The following is a 19,478-nucleotide window of genomic DNA, read 5'->3' on the forward strand; positions in this document are numbered from 1 at the left end:
GAAACAAGCCAAGCAGAAGTATTTACCACTTTATTCTCATCTAGTTTGAATGATATACTTTTCATAGGTGAGATACCGCCTTTCGTAGGATTTTTGGGGGATAAAAAATACTTCTATGGGCGGGCTATTCTCACCTTTAGTTGTTTTTTGGTAATGCTACCATGGTAACTATTGGAAAGTGCTATGGTCTTGTTTGTACAAAATCTAGGTAATTAGCCTTGGAAACTCGTCAAAAAGATTTTATCTAAAAATGATGATTCATTCAAATATGTTTAGTTTAGAAAATAGCAGGGAATCTCCCTGCTATTTAAATTTATTTATAATTTAGCAAATTATCCTCCTGCCATAAGATGGATTACTTTGATATCATCTTCATCCATAATAATTCTTATAGCATATTCATGTTGGGGAACCAGCTCATCATTAATTTTTACATAAATTTTTGGGAAAGTATATTTATTTTTTTCTAGTAGCTTCTCAACAGTTAAATCTTCTTCCCATTCAGCATCCCTTCCATTTACCTTTATCATCCCTAGCCCTCCAATCTATAGAAGTAGATTATTACAACTATGCTTCCTATTAATATCCATGAAGAATTTTTGCCCCCCCATGATTCAAAGGCTTAGAGCTTTTATAAATACTGCTTCACTACTTCTATAACCTCAGGTAAATCCATACCAATTTTTTTAAGATGCTCTATTGTTGGTACCCCCTCCTTCGTCCATCCCCTTCTATCATATACTGCATCGGTTAATTTTCCAAACTGATTTTCACGATATCTTCTTAATAGTGCTATTTTTTCCTGTGTCAACTTTTCTGCTGGATTATACCCTGCCAATTCTTCTAGTTGATTGTCATATCTTTCTTGTCTTGATTCATACTCTTCTACTGTTACAGGCCCCATGGATCGATAAGGGGTTTTATCGTGTATTCTTAATCCTTTACCCATTCTAATATTAAATACTCTCTGAAAATTATATACTCTTTCAGATTCTCTAATCAATTCATGTTTATCTATGTTTTTTCCAGTAACACCATTGCATATATCCACATAGTTTTGAACATGCTCAGGTATTTTTGCAGGTTCATCAGTTAAAGCATTGTCTTCAGGAGCAATGTCATTCCAAGGGAGCTTGCATAGGCCATAGAGTCCAAACCAAGTTCTAAACATTGGGAAATAATGTAAAGCTTCTGCCTTATCTTCAAAGGTTGGGATTTGATTATTCACCATATCCATGAAAATCAACCATGCTTCATCATGCTGAGGACCCTTGTTTGTAAGTCCATATCCCCCTTGCTGTGCTAAAGATTCTTTAGATAGATATTCAGAGTATTCCAATCCTTTTTGCTCCATACCAATATCAAACAGGAAGTCTGGATCAGCACCATATTCCTCTGCAAATATTTTCTTCATTCTATGAACACCTTGACCTGCTATTTTGCCAAATCCTTCTCCTCGTGACATCTGGTGCAGAAGCTCTAGAGCCGCCTCAGCATTTCCAAAATTAAGTTCTAAACCATCTGTAATTTTTTTATTTATAATACCATTTTCATAGCATTCCATTACAAAAGCAGTCAGTGTACCAAAGGATATGGTATCTACTGCATAGGTATCACAGTAAAAGTTTAACTCTAATATAGCTTCAGGATCGAATATACCACAGTTTGACCCTAATCCTGCTGCATTTTCGTATTCTGGGCCGTCAACCGTAACCAAATGCCCTCTATAAGGCCCTGTTTTTAATTGAAATCTATCTGCAGCCTTTGCACAGGCCATGGAACAGCCATACCAGCAACCATCTGCCATGCCTTGGGTAATATACTTCTCTATAAATACGGTCGATGCAATTTTATAAGCATCAGGGTGGCTGCCATATTTGAAGTTGTGGGTAGGAAGCAAATCATATTGATTCATTACTTCTATGATATTGGCCGTACCTATCTTTCTCATATTGTTTTGCTTTTCATCTAGCTTACATATCTCCTTATGAAGCTTTATTCCGGTCTTATTAATCATCGGTTGATCTACTGGGTTATTAAGATCTCCTTTTACTCCTTTATATTTTACCACCAAAGCCTTTATTTTCTTATCTCTAAATACAGTACCTATTCCGCCTCTTCCCGCTTGTTTTAATCGAGCTACCTTTCTTCTGACATCATAGAATGTAAAGTTTAGCAGACCAATAAGGGTGTTTTCTGCTGCTGTTCCCGCCGTCACAACAGCAACATTCCTCTTGTCCTCCTCTGAATCTGCATACATTTCTGTTAATTGTTCCCCTAACACATGCCCATCAATAGCTTCTAAAGGAGCTTCTTCTATTTTTACAGTCCCTTTATTTCCATCAATGTAGATAATTACATCCTTCTCTGCTTTGCCTTGAAGCTCTAAAGCATCCCATCCAGAAAATTTTAATAGAGGTCCAAAATATCCTCCTACATTGCTATCTATTGGTATTCCTGTAAGAGGAGATATTGTACATATTAATGATTTACCAGCTCCTGGATATTGAGTAATACCACATATAGGTCCTCCAGCAATAACGATTTGATTTTCTAAATCATTCCATTTGGTTTTAGGTGTTACTGCATTCCATAGATACCATAAGCCAAATCCCTTACCTCCAATAAACTTATCTTTCATCATTTGTGTAACTGATTTAGCTTGAATTTTATTTTCTGATAGATTAATATACAATGTCCTATTTGTATAGCCTTTATCAACTTTACCTAATTCATAGGAATATTCCGTTAACAGCTTGTGTTTTTCTTTTAAATCCTTGACATTCATCATCTTTTTTGCCCTCCTTTCGCCTTTTATTAATCACTTATTGCAGCTACCTGCTCTTTAGCTTTTTCTTCTATATAAATTGCTTCTGTAGGGCATTGCTTTGCACAAAGTCCACAGGCTATGCATTTAAACGGCTCTATATAATCGTCATGCTGCCTCATAGCTGCTTCTGGGCAAAAACCTACACACATAAAACATCCTACACACTCTTTTTTATTAATTCTTACTATTCCTTTACTATCTCTAGTAATAGCTTTTACTGGACAAATATCAATACATATACCACATTGATTGCATGCTACAATTACCTTATCAATCTCTTCAGTAATACGAATACAGGATTTCTCTACGTTATCTGTTTTAAAAAATGCTTTACTACAGATTTCTTCGCATTGATGACACTTAATACATAGACTATCCTTCCTGGCTAAATACTTCATGTCGCTCCCCCTCTTTATCAAAATTGGTAAAGGAACTATTTATTTTTAAGTAAACAGTAGTTCCTTCCTATTACTTTGTTCTCCTCCTTTTTTATTATTATATAGGCTTACCTTCTGTTAGTATGCAATAACTGTTCCAAATTTTCCGTAAGCCTCTATACAACTATACGAAATATGATTTTCAAGGAAGAAAATCTCGAAAGTTTAAAAATATCCATCTGTATCCTCTAAACATAATATTTTCAAGCCTATAATTACCCAACATTTTACCCATTTTTTTGATAGTTTTTCAGTAGCTTCTATAGCTTAAATAGATTTTTTTGATATTTTCCCTAAAGCTCTAGTTTCTTTGATTGTTTTTATTCGTTTAATAATGAATATCGTTGAGAGGTCTATAGCATAGGCTCTAAATAGACTCTTAGCAAGTAAAATCCAATTTTCTGCTTTAATAAAACCATCTATTTCCTAGTAATATTTTTACACAAAAAATGCTTTGAAGATTGTACCACCCTCAAAGCACTCCATATATCAAACTAATCTTTCTTTGCTACTCCTGAGTATACCGCATATTATCTATGAAAAGACGGAGATTATATTTGTCAATTTTATTATTTAAGGTTTGTTGAGGGATATCTAAATCTCTAGCCGCTTTAGAGATATTACCTCCAGTTTGTTTTAATGCTTCTTTTATAATATCTGTTTCTAAATCTTTAACAGCCTCTTTTAACCGTATTCTCCCCTCCTTCTTTATGGGAGAAGAATACCTATCCTTTTGCTTGATTACTAAGCAGGGAGAAAATTGCCCTTCATCAAATCTAATAACTTTTCCATTGGTCATATTCATAAAGCGTTCCACAATATTTTTCAACTCACGAATATTGCCTGGCCAGTCATAATCCATAAAAGATTCTATTGTTTTTTCATCAACACCAATTACTTTTTTATTTAATTTTTTGTTGTATTCTTCTATAAAAATCTGGACCAAATAGGGAATATCCTCTTTCCTATCCCTTAAGGGTGGGATTTCAATATAAAGAACATTAAGCCTATAGTATAAATCTTTTCGTATCTCACCTGTTTGCAGAAGTATCTCGGGTTTCACATTAGTGGAGGAAATTAGTTTAAAATTTACTGGAATTTCTTTTTCTCCCCCAACACGTCTAACTTCTCCCTCCTGAATGACTCTAAGAATTTTTGCCTGAAGATTTTTGGGCATTGAATTGATTTCATCTAAGAATAGTACGCCTCCATTGGCAAGTTCAAATAAGCCTGGTCGATTTTCGGCCCCTGTAAAGCTACCCTTCACAGTTCCAAATAAGATGCTTTCTAACAAAGATTCTGGTATAGCTGCACAGTTTTGAGCAATAAAAGGAGCTTTTTTAGAGTTTTTGCTAAAAGAATAAATAGATTGTGCCACCAGTTCTTTTCCTGTACCAGTCTCTCCATAGATTAGAACGTTCGATTGACTATTGGCCATAATTAAGATTTTTTCCTTTAATTTTTTAATTTCCGAGCTTTCTCCGATAATACTGTCAATGTCATAAAATTTATTGATTTTGGGTTTAGCACAGCTATAAATATCCCCACTCTTCTGCCCCATTTGATTTGAAAGCAAATCTTCTGATAACTTGTTAATTCCTGAGATATCCTCTCCAATTTCATAAGCACCAATAATCTCTCTCTTTTCTTTTATTGGGTAGGTTGAAGTTAGTGAGATTTTTCGTTCTCCTCTATTGGTAATATAGGTGCAAACACTTCCTATTACAGGCTCACCAGTAGCAAAAACCTTTACAAATGAACTGTTTTCTTTATTTAGATGAGGAAAAACTTTAAAAATAGATTGACCAAGCACATTTTCCTGATTGAATCCATTTTCTTGTGCTGCTTTATTGGCATAAATAATTTCCATATCTTTATTGACAACATATACTTGTTCATTAATAGTCGATAAAATTTTATAAATATACTTTTTTTCTTGAAAAAAAGAATTGATGTCCATCGTTCCTCCACCCTTAATGGCATAATATTTCTAATATTATAATTTGACATCTTAAATATTTACGTTATAATTTCCTAAATATAATTTTCATTTCAACCCTTTAGTTACTTCTAGTATAGCAGTTTTTTCCTTCTCTATCAATTTTTACTTAAAGTAAATCTAAAGCTGCTATTGTAGATAATGATATTATAATAACAGCTATCCCCGTCTTGAAAAGTCCAAAGCCTATTATTGAAAATCAACAACCCTCCCTGGTTTTATTGGGAGGGCCACATTCTTTGAATATATTAATTTTAGGTACCCATTAAACAACTGATGGCTCAAAAATTAATTCACCTTTTCTAAAACGATTTAGATGGAGCATATCAATTGGAATAGTACATTCTTCCTGTAGAATGATTTCTGCCATTAACAGCCCGGTGGCAGGTCCAAACATCAATCCATGTCCACTATAACCTACCGCTAGATAAAACCCTTCTATTTCATCTACTGCACCATAAATTGGCTGACGATCTGGAGTCATGTTATAGAGCCCTCCCCATTGCCTCAATAGCCTTGCATTTTTAAGAGGTGGCAGCAGCTTTGTCACTGTTGTTGTCATCTCATCTAAAAACTGCCAGCTAGAGGTAATACGAAAATCTCTAGGTTCATTTTCGTCTCCTCTGCCCATAATGACCCCCCCATGTGGAACCTGTTGACAGTACATATTTAAAGAAAAGGACATTACCATTGGCTTCAAAATAGTTTCCATAGGCTCAGTTACTAAAATCTGATGCCTTTCCGAATAAAGAGGCAAATCCAATTTTACCATTTTCCCTATTAGTTGGGCATAACCTCCAGCTGCATTCACAACAATGTTGGTAGCAATGTTTCCTTTTGTAGTTTTAACTCCCCTTATCTTTCCTTGTTCTATCAGGATGCCTGTCACTTCTGTAAATTTATATATCTTAACACCTAATCTTTCTGCAGCATTAGCATAGGCTTGAGTTGCGTGGAAGGGGTTTAAGTGACCATCCTTTTCACAATAGGTTGCACTCACTAAACCTTCCGTGTTAAGGAACGGGACAATTTCCTTTGCTTCCTCTAATGTTAACAGCTTGGAGGGTATCCCTAAGCTATTTTGTAGTTCAACGTTTTTAATAAACTGTTGATGCTCTTTATCTGTACTAGATAATAACAAATATCCTTCCTGTTTAAATTCGATATCTTCTTCATAATCCAACTCTTCATTAGCCCTTTCAAAAAAATCGCAGGATAATTTGGCAATTCTACAATTCATTTCTGTACCCCACTGCTGTCGTATTCCAGCTCCGCATCTACCTGTTGCACCACTGGACAAATATGCCTTCTCCAAGAGTACAATGTTCTTTACTCCCTTTTTTGCTAAGTTATAAGCTATAGAAGATCCCGATATTCCCCCTCCTATAATAACAACCTCTGCGGTTTTAATCATTGTGTTCACCTCCATCAACAGCCTCAGCAATTTCTCCAAGCTTTATGGATTTCGTTGTAGGCCTATAGGTTCCAAGCATCAGCTTAGAAATTGGTGTTCCTGTCATCTGAGAAATTTCTCTAAGTACCAGCTGTCCACAGTTTCTAGACTGACATGGCCCCATCCCTACTCTGCTAATTCGTTTGATTTCATCAAATGTTGTATACCCCTTCTTGATTAGCCCCCTTATCTGTTCAAGTGTTACGTCTGAGCACCTGCATATAACTGTATCTTTGGAGAGCTTACTATTCTTTTCTATCAAATCACTACAGCATGCAGTTTGAAATTTTTTTTCCTTCTCCTGTAGCTTTATGTTTCTAACCCTTTTTATATCCTCTTTTTTTACAGCAATAAATAACACAGGGGTTTTATCCATTGCCTTTGTATTAAGTACTTTTACTACTCGAACCTTGTCAACTGCTTTTCCTTCACGATCTAACCCTAGTACAAGCTCCCCTTCTTCTGGCAGCGGTAAAAACTCATAGGGTATTTTCAGTATCGCTTCCTTCTCTGAATAGGTCATATCTACCACCATGATGGCTAATCCTGGACACTTACTAACACATAAACCACATCCGTTACATACATCCTCTTCTACCACTGGTAAATTATTTATATCGTCAAATTCTTTAATGGCATTTTTGCTGCAAGCTGTATGACAAGGGTTGCAAGGTATCCTTTGAAAACATTCAACAACTACAATCGGTCCCTTTTCTAAGCGCTCTTTGGATGGGAATACCCTTTCCAAATCCTCATTTGTTGGTATCCCAGTACACTTTAACACCATCCCTCACCTCCTATAATCCTTCCGCGGCGGCGGCTACTTCTTTTGATGCAATTATTTCAGAGATTCCCTGTCGTATTTTTTCACCAACAGGTCCTGATCTCAATGCCTGAAGTTGGTGTAATAAATCCTGCTTTATCTCCTTAATATTGTATACGGTATACCCTAGATAGGAAGCTGCTGATAATCCCGCCAGCTGTCCTTCTACCATGGCACTACTTGCCTCCTCTACACCAGCAACATCTCCTGCAACAAAAATTCCCTTTACAGAGGTTTGCATCTCTTCATCCCTAATAGGTACAAATCCCCCAAGAGCTGTTACAAACTGCATTTTGCATCCTGCCTGCCATAAAAGCTCTGATAAAGGTGTTAATCCTACTGAAACACAAATGACATCAACGTCCAGTCTTATCTCAGTTCCAGGTATGGGATTCCAGCCTTCATCTAATCTCCAGATGGTTACCTCCTCTAAATCATTTTCTCCTTCGGCCTCCTTTACCGTGTAGCTTGTATAAATAGGAACCCCCATTCTTCTTATTTTAGATGCATGCACTAGATAGCCTCCTATTTTGGGAGCCCCCTCTATAATGGCTTCCACATGTACTCCCGCCTGCATCAGCTGATAGGTTACAATTAGACCTATGTTTCCTGCTCCTACCATCAACACACGCTGGCCAGGCTTAACCCCATAGACATTCATCAAGGTTTGGACTGCTCCAGCTCCATATATACCGGGTAAATCGTTTTTGGGAAATGCTAATGTCTTTTCACTGGCACCAGTAGCAACAATAACCGCCTTTGGTTTGATTTTTTGGTATTTTCCTTCCCCTTCTATAGTAATGATTCCATCTTCATAGATGCCAAGCACCGTGGCGTTTTTTATAACCTCTATATTTTCCATAGCTTCAATCTTATCTATCAGAAGTTTTGCAATATCAATTCCTCTTGTAGCTGCATGCTGCTTTTCTGATCCAAAAAACATATGGGTTTGTTTAACCAATTGTCCTCCTAACCACCGATCTCTTTCAACCAATAGTACACTGACACCTAGTTCTGCCGCCTTTATAGCTGCACAAAGTCCAGCAGGTCCTCCTCCTATCACCATCAGTTCTACATTTTTCATAGCAAATCACCTTTTCCTATTTGGGTATTTACAACCATTCCTTCCTTTAATGGCTCTACACATACTCGTACATTTGCTTCCCCATTCACCTCCATAAAACAGGAGGAACAATTGCCAATAGCACAATAAAAGCCCCTTGGTTTAAGATGTTCAATACTATGACTTAAAACTTTGATCCCAGCAGCATGAAGAGCGGCAGCTATTGTTTCCCCCTCATAACCCTCTAGCTTTTTGCCATTATAAGTGAAGAAAACTTTTTCCCCTCTTTCAAAGGATAGTATCGGATGTTCTTGAATTCTCATTAAGCATTCCTCCATTTATTTTGATTTTTAGATTCTCTTCCCGAAGGAAGAGAATCTAAAAAAACTACTTAGTGTCTTTTGATTTAAAGGCTTTATTTAGCAGCATAATAAACCCAATTCCGTAAAAACCCAAAACCAATACCATCATTACTACAGAAGTTTCTGACATTTGTTTTCCCCCCTCACACTAGGCCTTTACATCACCAGCTGTAATATCTCTGCCCTCTCTAATCCTATCAGCAAACCAGTTGTTTGTTAGTACTGCAATAACAATTAATACTGCCCATTGTACTATGATGGTTCCAGCACTAAAGACTTCAAATGGATTCCACCAATCATCTGGATACCATGAAATCGCCTGCATAAACCACCAGCCTGTAACAATAACGAAGAATACAGGAAAGAGGGTTATACACCTAGACCACCATTTACCCACTTTAAAATCAGCCCACTCTGTATTAATATCTTTATTTCTAGCCTTTTCAACACCATATTTCATTAGAGCGAAGGAAACAAATAACCCACTTACCAGTAATCCTACTCCCCAAACCCAGTCTTGATTATCCAGGAAGTTTAGACTATAGGCTGAAGGGATTCCTAATAGAAACCCTGACACAACAATATAAAGCGTTGCCTTATTTCGATTATGCCCCATATCCATTAGATTTCTAACACCTACTTCAATCATAGGTAGTAATGAAGATAGTGCAGCAACAGCCATTGCTAGAAAGAAAATAGCTGCTAATACGCCTCCTGCCGGCATTTTTGTAAAAAGCTGTGCTAAGTAGATAAAAGTAAGCCCAGTATTGCCTGAAGATAAAGCATCCGCTGCAAATTCAGCTGTAGGTGCTAAAGCATAGATAGCAGGTAATACTGTCATGCCAGCAATCAAAGCCCCTAGGTTATCACCAAAGCCCATAATCATACAGTTTCCTGCAACGTCCTCTTTGTATTTGGTATAAGTGGCATAGGTGATAATAAAACCCCATCCTGCCCCCGTTGACCATGCAGCCTGTGTAAAGGCTTCTAGCCATATTTTAGGTGTTGCAAGCATTTTTAGGTTAGGACTAAACAAATACTCCAATCCCTTCAACGCTCCTGGAAGAGTAAGGGATCTTATTACCGCAATGATTAATAATATGAATAAGGTTGGAATCATAATTTTTGAAGCTTTTTCTATTCCTCCAGATACCCCTCTGTAAATAATAAAACCTGCTATAAGCATAGATATAAAGTGGAACAGTATGGTTTGAGAAGGAGTGGTAGTAAACATATTCCAGATAGCCTCTGTTTCAATAATGGTTATACCTGGTTTAAAAGCTCCTGAGACAGCTAGTGTAAAGTACTTGACACACCATCCCATAACTACAGAATAATAAAACATGATGCCTAAACAAACTACTGCAATCCAAGTTCCCATCCATGTGTACTTTCTACCTACAAAATCTCTAAAGGCTCCAATAGTACCTAACCCTGTTCTCCTACCCATTACCATTTCTCCCATTAGTAATGGTATTGCCCATACAAATAATGCGATGGTCCAAGCAATAACGAAGGGTCCTCCTCCATTTGCAGCAGCTACCCTTGGGAACCTCCATATATTACCTGTTCCAATAGCCATACCAATAGCTGCTGCAATAAATCCTATTCTACTTCCCCATTGCTCTTTGTTTTGACTCATAAATCTACCTCCTTACTTTTTCAATATGAAATTGATTTGCTGTCTTGCCTCCTTTCCTAATAATTTGAATTCCCTCATAAAAGATATTTATGTAAAGAAAGCCTTCCTACAAAATCATTAGAACTACTTTATAACAAAGCAATTTTAATGCCAAATTCAAATTATATTAAATTTTCAGGTAATTCGAATTTGGTATTGATGGCTGAAATCCTTATAAGTCCTATGATAGGAAATTGTATTCTTTTTCTTTTATATTATTTCCTGGTGTAGGAACAACTTTCATATGAAGCATTTGTCTCAACAGCAATGTCTAATGTGTCAACATTTAGACATTGTAAGAGGCGAAAAACCCTAGTATAAGAAAATATTCCTTCTTAAATCCTGTTTTTATGCTGTTAAAATCTATCCGTCTAAATTCGGACAGATGTCAAATTTTCGTCAGAATATTATTAGATAATTCAAATAATTTTCTTGTTTTTCAATAGTATAGGGGATATACTATTAATAACTATTCAATTACTCATTTCTACTACCCTCCAACATATTTTAAAGAACTAGCCGCCGTTATTCATCCTCTACCACTTTTATCTATATTCCTTGATTTATACTTGTTTAAAGAGGTGATTTTTTTGCTTGAAGATCAACTGTCTAAGTATAAAGTTAATGAGATACTATCTTCCGATATTTTAAAGGTTCCTCCTGATATGCATTTATCTAAGGTTATCGATAAAATATTAGAGGAAAATATCCTGGATGCTCTGATTGTAGAAAACGACTATGATGCAGATAAGCTGCTTGGAATTATTACCTTATCCGATATCTCAAGGCTTAAAAAGCAGGGAAAAACAATGAACTTACCTGTTGCTCTTTGTATGACAAGAAATGTGCTGACCATTACTTCCGACAAATTAATATCGGAGGCAAGGGAAATATTGATTAATAATCACATCAGTAGATTACCCATTTATGAGAATCAAAAAATATTGGGTATTATACGGATGGACAACATCCTTAACAGTTATTACAGAAAGCTGCAAACTATTAACAAGCAGTACATGAACATCATTGATAACATGCATGAAGCCGTCACAGTCACAGACCACTTGGGTCATGTTCTACTGTGGAACAAAAATGCTGAAAATATATACGGTATCAAAGCAAAGGAAATATTATATAAAAAGTTGGAGGATTATTTCCCCAATGCTTTGAGTTTATCCGTCTTGGAACAGAAAATTCCAATAGAAAATATTTATCATTCTCCTAAGCCTGACTATCATGTAATTATTAGTGCGTTACCGATTTATGTTGATGGCAACTTTCTAGGCGTTGTGGCTACTGAGAGAGATGTTACAGAATATAGAAAGCTATCTACAAAGCTGGAAAATGCTAATTCTCAGATTAATCTCCTTAAGGAAGAGGTCGAAAGGTTTTCTAAAGATTTTTTTTCACTTGGACATATACATGGAAAAAATTCAATCATTCAGAACAAAATACAGATTGCTAAGAATGTTTCTAAAACCAATGCCAGTGTTTTAATTACTGGAGAAAGCGGTACCGGCAAAGAAGTATTTGCAAGAGCGATTCATAAGCGCAGCGGAAGAAAAGGTCCTTTTGTACCAGTAAATTGTAGTGCAATACCTGAGAACCTTTTTGAAAGTGAGTTTTTTGGATATGTAGGTGGTGCTTTTACTGGTGCCTTAAAAAATGGAAAGATTGGCTACTATGAATTAGCTGATCATGGAACATTGTTTCTAGATGAAATTGGAGATTTGCCCTTAGTTCTACAGGGAAAGCTATTGCGTATACTTCAGGAGGGAAGTGTGCTCCGTATTGGCTCGGGTCGTTCTATGTTGGTAGATGTTCGCATTATTTCTGCTACAAATAAAAATTTGGGTGATATGATTAAGCAGGGGTTATTTAGAAAGGATCTTTTTTATCGTCTAAATGTTGTGAATATTAGTCTTCCTCCCCTTAGAGAACGTAGAGAAGATATCATTTTACTATTTGAAGGCTTCCTGAAAGAAATATGTGCTAAAAATAAAATCCGAATTCCTCCTATAGATAAAGAGGTTTATAATATTCTCTTACGCTATGACTGGCAGGGGAATATACGAGAACTAAAAAACACTGTAGAATATATCTTGGTCTTAAGCGGCAATGAAAAAATATCCATCGATTCAGTTCCCCCTTATATTCTAGAAAAACTTACTATTTCAACTTCTTCTAAAAAGCTGGAGAAAACCTCAGAAGGCTTAGAAAATAATTTGAAGGATATGGAATTAAGGATGATTAGAAAGGCTTTAGAGGGAGCTAATGGCAATAAATCAAAAGCAGCAGTTTTATTAAATATTCCAAGAACTACCCTTTATTACAAATTGAAACGATATAAAATGCTATAGGCTAAGTTTAGGGGGACATTGCCCCCTATGTCACCTTCTCATATTTATTTGTTAACAAGCTTCTTAGACTTAGCTGTACAAACTTCCATTGCTTCAATAATGGAAGCCCTAAAATGATTTCGTTCTAAAGCATAGACGGCTTCTATAGTAATTCCTGCAGGAGAACATATCATATCCTTCAATTCCCCTGGGTGCTTTCCTGTCTCCAATATCATTTTAGCAGCTCCTAGTACAGCCTGGGCAGCATATTGATAGGCTTTTTTCCTAGGCATTCCCTCCAGCACCCCACCGTCAGCTAGGGCTTCAATAAACATATATACGTAAGCCGGGCTACTTGCACTGATAGAGGCCACTACATCTAAATGTTCTTCTTTAATAACATCAACTTTACCTATACTTTTGAAAATCTGGCATACATCCTCCAGCTCTTCATTACTTACTTGTGAGTTTGGGGTTAAAGCCGTCATACCTTCTCCCACTAAAACCGATGTATTGGTCATAGTTCGAACAATTTTCCTAGGTTGTGAAAAAAAATCTTCTATATAATCTATGGAGATACCAGCTGCAATGGAAACAATAATTTGGTCCTCCCTTATATACTCTTTTATCTCCTTTAAAACATGCTTGTAGACATCAGGCTTTGTGGTTAATAAAATGATATCACATTTTTTTATAACGTCTACATTACTTCTCTCAGGATGAACGCCAAAGTCCTCATGAAAGACTTGAGCCTTTTCAAAAGTTCTGTTACTAATGTATATGTTTTCTTGTATATTAGAAAACTGATCTATCAAGCCCTTTACAATAGAATAGGCTATATTCCCAGCTCCGATAAAACCTATTTTCTTTTCCAAATCCATCACCTCATTCATTATTTGCTAAAAAAACTGTGGCTTTTTCTGTGCCCTCTAATAGTTTTAATAGAATGTCTTCCTTTTTTCCATTTGCCAAAATCATTGGTATACCATAATCATTTACTGTTTTTGCAGCGCCAATCTTGGTAGCAATACCCCCTGTACCGAAGTCATTTACTTCTCCTATTTCTATGGTCTTGATCAATTGCTTGATATTGGTTACTTCCTCAATCAACTTAGCATCCTTATGAACTTTAGGGTTTTTATCATATATCCCGTCAATATCACTACATAATATTAGCAGATCCGCATTCCAGAGATTTGCTGTCAAAGCAGCTAAAGTATCATTATCTCCAATTCTTATTTCCTCCACACTTACTGTGTCGTTTTCATTAATGATGGGAATCACACTTTCATCTACCAATGTAAATAATGTATTTCGTATATTCAATGTTCTATTAGTATCAGAAAAATCTTCCCTTGTTAAAAGCATCTGCCCAATGTGTAAATCATGAACTGCAAAGACCCTTCTATAGGCATCCATTAATTCAACTTGGCCAATAGCACAAAGGGCTTGTTTGTAATGCATATCCTCCTTGCGCATCCATTTTCCTAGAGTGGATACTCCAGCAATTCTTGCACCTGAGGAAACAATCACTATCTGTTTTCCCTCTTCTATCAGAAACTGTATCTGTTTACTTAAATTCTGTAAAAAATCTCTACATATGGTACCATCTTCGTTGGCTAACGTGTTGCTGCCAATTTTAATGACAATCTTTTTGCTATCTTTTATTAATTCAGCTATCATAATTTTCACTACCCTCTAATTTGACCATTGCCAACAATGGTATATTTTACTGTCACCAATTCATTTACACCCATAGGCCCTCTTGCATGCATCTTCTGGGTACTGATCCCCATTTCTCCACCAAAACCAAATTCTCCTCCATCAGTAAATCTAGTAGAGGCATTGACATAAACTGCAGCTGCATCTACTTGTCTTAAAAACTGATTAGCATTTCCATAGCTTTCCGTCAGGATGGCTTCTGAATGTTTTGTGCCATATTGGTTAATATGTTCGATAGCTTCATCCATATCTTTTACAACCTTGGCAGCTAAAATGTAGTCCAGATACTCTTCAGCCCAATCTTCCTCTACAGCTTCCTTCACATTGATCAATTTCTGTACTACAGTACAGCCCCTCATTTCTACTTTGCTGCTAATACGTTCATGCAGTTTAGGTAATAGTACATTTGCAACCTTTTCATGTACTAATATTGTTTCACATGCATTGCAAACTCCTGGTCGCTGTACCTTAGCATTTTCAATAATATCTACAGCCCCTTCAAGGTCAGCACTTTCATCCACAAAGATATGACAATTCCCCACCCCTGTTTCAATCGTAGGAACAGTGGCATTTTTAACAACCATATCGATTAATTCTTTACCACCTCTTGGGATGATTAAGTCAATATATTGATTGAAGGTTAACATTTCCTTCACAACTGCCCTATCAGAATCATCAATCAAGCTAATTACATCCTCCGAAATAGAACTATTCTTCAAACCTTCCTTAATGGCAAATACCAATGCTCTATTGGAATGTAGTGATGTGGAACTACCTCTTAGCAAAACACAATTGCCACTCTTTAGGGTTAGGGCAAAGGCGTCTACCGTTACATTAGGTCTTGACTCATAAATAATTCCGATTACCCCGATAGGCACCGTCATTTTACTAACAGTTAAACCATTTTCTAATGTCCATACATCATTACTTCTCCAAACAGGATCCTTTAAGTCAATGATTGTGTTAATACTATCTATCATACCTGCTATCCGTTCCTCAGTTAGTCTTAATCTGTCAATTAGACTTTCCTTCATATTGTTGTTTTCAGCATTCTGGATGTCCTTTTGATTCTCCCGTAAAATATGTTCTTCATGCTGTTTTAAGCTTAATATCACTTGCCTTAAAGCTGCATTCTTTACCTTTGTATCAACTGTCCCTAAAGCCTGTGCTGCTTTTTTTAGTATTTTACCTTGTTCTATCAAAGTTGACATCATCATCACTCCTTATCAGTTTTTTTGTAATAAAAAAACTCCCATCCCAAGAAAGGGACGAGAGTTACCCGCGGTACCACCCTAATTAACCAAAAAGGTTCACTTCTTATAATCGTAACGGGATTACCACCGTAATGACTTTATCCTTCGGTGTATTGCTAAAACTCTCGCTTTCCAAGCGACAGTTCAAGCACTACATCCTCGAAGTAAATTCGGCTACAATTCAGTGGGAGTAAAAACTCCCTCTGAATTAAGTCTCATTTTATCATCATATGCTCTAGAGCGGGTTCGAAAAGTTAGTTTATAAGGCTCTCACCATTACCTTACTCTCTGTGAAACGTCGCTTTTTTACTATTCTCCTTCAACGCACTTTCCATCTTATGTTTGGAAATCATTATATACAAAAATAAGATGACTGTCAAGAAGCATTTTTTTATGTGAACTATATTTTAAACTGTGCAATTAAATGATTTAACTCTTCTACCATACCATCCAGTTGCTCAATAGAGGAGGTGATTTCCTGAACAGAAGCCATTTGTTCCTCAGTTGATGCCGCCACCTCTTGGGTATTGGCTGCGGTCTCTTCTGCAATAAATTCAATATCATTTACTAATTTTGTTGTATCATTAAATTTATTGTTAAGATTTACCATAGCATCTTCTAAATTTAAAAATAATTTTTGATTTTCATTAATGGTAGTTACAATGGATTCAAAAGAATCCCCTACCTTAACAACCATTTGCTGTCCTTTGTCAACTTCAGCTACACTGTCGTCTATTGTAACGATAGCAGCTGCACTCTCCTGCTGTGTTTCTTGGATCAGCTTCGTAATATCTTCTGCTGATTTTACTGATTGCTCTGCAAGGTTTCTTATTTCTTCTGCAACTACAGTAAAACCTTTCCCAGCTTCCCCTGCTCTTGCAGCTTCTATAGCAGCATTTAATGCCAAAAGATTTGTCTGATTTGCGATTTGATTAATTACATCTACAATCTGACCAATTTTTTGAGACGTGTTACTTAGATTCTTTATGGTATCACTGGAAAGATGAGAAGATTCCCTAATAATACCTATTTGTTGATTCATTTCCATCATTTCCTGTCTACTGTCATTGGCTGATTGTACCATAGACTCTGTAGACACTTTTAACTCATGAATATGATTAACGATCTCCTTAATTCTATCTGAAACAACATCTACATTTTCTTTCACATAGTTGGTTTTCTGCACCTGTTCAGATGCCCCTGCGGCTACCTCCTCTGTTGCTTTAGCAATTTGATCCGATACTGTGGCATTCTGTTGTGCTGAAGCCACCAGTTCATCACTAAAGGTATTCATACTTGTGGATGTCGCCATAATTTTCTTAATCATATCCTTGACACTATCTACCATCGTAGAAAAAGAATAAGCTAAGCTTCCAATTTCATCCTTAGAAGTCACTTCTATTTTTTCTCTTAAATCTCCAAGAGCAATTTGGTCAGCAGCAGCAGCTAAGCTTTTCACTGGCTTGATCACCTTCTGTATTAATAGGAAAACTAGTAATATCCCTATAAGAGAAGTTATAACAGCAACTATAATACTTCTGGAAACCATCGCCTTTGCTGCTGCTTCTACTCCAGCTACAGATAACCCCATGTTGATAGCTCCAACGATTTCTCCAGCTTGGTTATGTAATGGTAGAATAACCTCATAAACATTCATACCCCTTTCACTGGAGTGAAAGATCCCGGTATGCTCTTCACCATTTTCAACCGCCATTCTTTCCCCCTCGTAGTCAAAAACCATTCCTACTCGGTCTCTTTCATTATGGGCTATAGCGGTTAGGTTTTCGTCTACTACCAAGGCATAGATAACATTATCCTCTTGTCCAATAGATTCCAGTAACCTCTGAATACTGAACCCATCCTTCATTTTCTCTATATCATCGGCAGAGATGCCAATTTGAACTGTCCCTTTGCCATTTAAAAGCCTTACCCCTCCGTATTTATAAAACTTTGAATCAACCTCACTTTGTCTAATGCTTTCTACTACCTTTTCCTGGTTTCCTTTAATAACTGGCTGCATTGGGTGGCTTTCACCATATATGTATCCTAGATTGCCCGTCATATTAGAGTAGATAATTTCTCCATTCTCATCGATAATATTGACCTCTGCCAATCCGGTTTTATTAGACAATGCTTCTAAGGTGGCATTATCATAGGAATTCGTACTGGCAATACTAAAAGCTGCATCATATAAATAGTTATTTAAGATTTCCTCAATATCCTCATTCATTGTTTCCAGCATTCTTGCTTGGTATAAAACCAACTTTACCAAATCTTTTCCCTGAAGCTCCATCTGCTTATATAGATTATCCTTCGCTACCCTTACAGCTAATATCGTAGTGGAAGTAACGGTAATAATTAAGCAAAGTATTACTCCTGTTATTATTTTTTTCGCTAAAGATTGTTTTTTAACATTCTTCACTGGCTTATCCTCCTTTTTGTCGTTTTCTGGACATTTCTGTCGTCTTTTGGCACATTTTCTATTTTATCATATATTTGGAAAATATTCCATAATTATTCATTAAATAAAAAGAGTTTTAGAGGCCCTATTTATCAAGGTGATATTTGGCTTCTAAAACTCTTCTGTCTCATTAATTAATTATAGATTGTCTTTGTAATTACTTCGCTATAGCTTCTGCTGGTTTTGTAGCAGATTTAAACATAGTAATAGATGTATAAGTTACAACTGCGATTACTAACCATCTAAGAATATCAAGTGGTAAGGATTTTACAATGTAAGCTGCAATAAATACTCCCACTAAACCAAAGATAGCAATGGCAAGTGAAGCTTTTCTGTTGTAGGATCCTTCTCTAACAAACTTCACTGAAGCAACAGGCATTAAGAAGGCACAAGAACCCATCATAATTGGGAAAGCAACAGCGGGGCTCATTCCTAAAAAGTAAATCAACGCCATACACGGTGCATATAATCCGATACCAAGTGTCATTAATGCTCCCAAGATGAAGTTACCACCGATAGCGATGATTAATTTCATTCCAGTTAAACCAATGGCATCTCCACCACCTGGCATCCATCCCATCATACCTGCAAGCATTAAGAAAGCTGTCACCAATAATGCAACTGCCATACCTAATTGAACTTTCTTTTCTGGTAGATTTGAAACAAATCCTGCTCCTAACCAAGCACCTAAAGTGGCTGCCGCTAACATACCAATTAATGTAACGGGTTCAACTGTGATAACTGTAATAAAAATAAATGCTTCCGCCACAACTGGAATAGTACAAGATACATTTAGTGTTCCAGGTAACACTTTGTCTTGAATCTGTTTAAATCCTCTTAATAATGCGGTTGTAGGTGCAAAGCTTCCGATTCCTAAAGTATCGAAAAAGTTTGTTGCAAAACCAATTGCACTAGAAGTAACAAAATTTGTTTCGCTTTCCATATTAACTTGATTCTTGGATAAGTCCTTTGCAAATTCAAAACCAAACCATGCTGTTAATAACCCTAAAATTCCTAAAACTCCTGTTATCATTTTTTTTCCTCCTTTTATTTTT

The 19,478-nt window shown here is 36.3% G+C and carries 15 protein-coding genes and 1 other annotated feature; of the genes, 1 reads left to right on the plus strand and 14 read right to left on the minus strand.

The annotated features are described in order from the left end of the window. Positions 1-332: 332 nt before the first annotated feature. From thiS to CHB72_RS15295, 9 genes are all read right to left on the minus strand, one after another. On the minus strand, positions 333-530 hold the full coding sequence (gene thiS, locus CHB72_RS15255; protein ID WP_089283755.1) for a sulfur carrier protein ThiS: 198 nt from the start codon (positions 528-530) through the stop codon (positions 333-335). Positions 531-631: 101 nt separating this feature from the next. After that, positions 632-2,791 (minus strand): aldehyde ferredoxin oxidoreductase family protein, encoded by a 2,160-nt coding sequence (locus tag CHB72_RS15260; RefSeq protein ID WP_207652579.1) that lies wholly within the window; start codon positions 2,789-2,791, stop codon positions 632-634. A gap of 26 nt (positions 2,792-2,817) precedes the next feature. Further along, a complete protein-coding gene (locus CHB72_RS15265) occupies positions 2,818-3,228 on the minus strand; it encodes a 4Fe-4S binding protein (RefSeq protein WP_089283756.1) in 411 nt (136 codons plus the stop codon). Between the two features lie 547 nt (positions 3,229-3,775). Then, positions 3,776-5,227 (minus strand): sigma-54 interaction domain-containing protein, encoded by a 1,452-nt coding sequence (locus tag CHB72_RS15270; RefSeq protein WP_089283757.1) that lies wholly within the window; start codon positions 5,225-5,227, stop codon positions 3,776-3,778. A gap of 304 nt (positions 5,228-5,531) precedes the next feature. Next, entirely contained in the window at positions 5,532-6,680 is a 1,149-nt protein-coding gene (locus CHB72_RS15275) for an NAD(P)/FAD-dependent oxidoreductase (protein ID WP_089283758.1), read from the minus strand. After that, entirely contained in the window at positions 6,673-7,506 is an 834-nt protein-coding gene (locus CHB72_RS27980; RefSeq protein WP_089283759.1) for a (2Fe-2S)-binding protein, read from the minus strand. The genes CHB72_RS15275 and CHB72_RS27980 overlap by 8 nt, the downstream gene beginning before the upstream one ends. A gap of 10 nt (positions 7,507-7,516) precedes the next feature. Continuing rightward, positions 7,517-8,626, minus strand: coding sequence for an NAD(P)/FAD-dependent oxidoreductase (locus tag CHB72_RS15285; protein ID WP_089283760.1), 1,110 nt, complete (start codon positions 8,624-8,626; stop codon positions 7,517-7,519). Further along, complete coding sequence (locus CHB72_RS15290) at positions 8,623-8,928, minus strand: (2Fe-2S)-binding protein (protein WP_089283761.1); 306 nt, start codon at positions 8,926-8,928, stop codon at positions 8,623-8,625. The genes CHB72_RS15285 and CHB72_RS15290 overlap by 4 nt, the downstream gene beginning before the upstream one ends. A gap of 187 nt (positions 8,929-9,115) precedes the next feature. Beyond that, positions 9,116-10,609, minus strand: coding sequence for a sodium-dependent transporter (locus CHB72_RS15295; RefSeq protein WP_089283762.1), 1,494 nt, complete (start codon positions 10,607-10,609; stop codon positions 9,116-9,118). A gap of 629 nt (positions 10,610-11,238) precedes the next feature. Between CHB72_RS15295 and CHB72_RS15300 the strand changes: the two genes are divergently transcribed. Continuing rightward, complete coding sequence (locus tag CHB72_RS15300) at positions 11,239-13,008, plus strand: sigma-54-dependent Fis family transcriptional regulator (protein WP_089283763.1); 1,770 nt, start codon at positions 11,239-11,241, stop codon at positions 13,006-13,008. 44 nt (positions 13,009-13,052) lie between these two features. Here CHB72_RS15300 and proC read toward each other — a convergent pair whose 3' ends face one another. The 5 genes from proC to CHB72_RS15325 all read right to left on the minus strand — a co-directional run bounded on the left by proC (position 13,053) and on the right by CHB72_RS15325 (position 19,456). Beyond that, positions 13,053-13,868: a pyrroline-5-carboxylate reductase gene (gene proC, locus CHB72_RS15305; protein ID WP_334293330.1), complete on the minus strand. Its 816-nt coding sequence runs from the start codon at positions 13,866-13,868 to the stop codon at positions 13,053-13,055. Between the two features lie 4 nt (positions 13,869-13,872). Further along, the gene (gene proB / locus CHB72_RS15310) at positions 13,873-14,670 is read right to left on the minus strand and encodes a glutamate 5-kinase (protein ID WP_089283764.1); all 798 of its coding nucleotides are present in this window, start codon (positions 14,668-14,670) and stop codon (positions 13,873-13,875) included. A gap of 8 nt (positions 14,671-14,678) precedes the next feature. Then, entirely contained in the window at positions 14,679-15,920 is a 1,242-nt protein-coding gene (locus CHB72_RS15315; protein WP_089283765.1) for a glutamate-5-semialdehyde dehydrogenase, read from the minus strand. Positions 15,921-15,970: 50 nt separating this feature from the next. Further along, positions 15,971-16,294 (minus strand) — a binding site (T-box leader). A gap of 68 nt (positions 16,295-16,362) precedes the next feature. Further along, complete coding sequence (locus tag CHB72_RS15320; protein ID WP_089283766.1) at positions 16,363-18,384, minus strand: methyl-accepting chemotaxis protein; 2,022 nt, start codon at positions 18,382-18,384, stop codon at positions 16,363-16,365. Positions 18,385-18,580: 196 nt separating this feature from the next. Then, complete coding sequence (locus CHB72_RS15325; RefSeq protein ID WP_089283767.1) at positions 18,581-19,456, minus strand: sulfite exporter TauE/SafE family protein; 876 nt, start codon at positions 19,454-19,456, stop codon at positions 18,581-18,583. Positions 19,457-19,478 lie beyond the last annotated feature (22 nt).

The organism is Anaerovirgula multivorans (assembly GCF_900188145.1).
In the GTDB taxonomy this organism is placed as follows: Bacteria; Bacillota; Clostridia; order Peptostreptococcales; family Natronincolaceae; genus Anaerovirgula; species Anaerovirgula multivorans.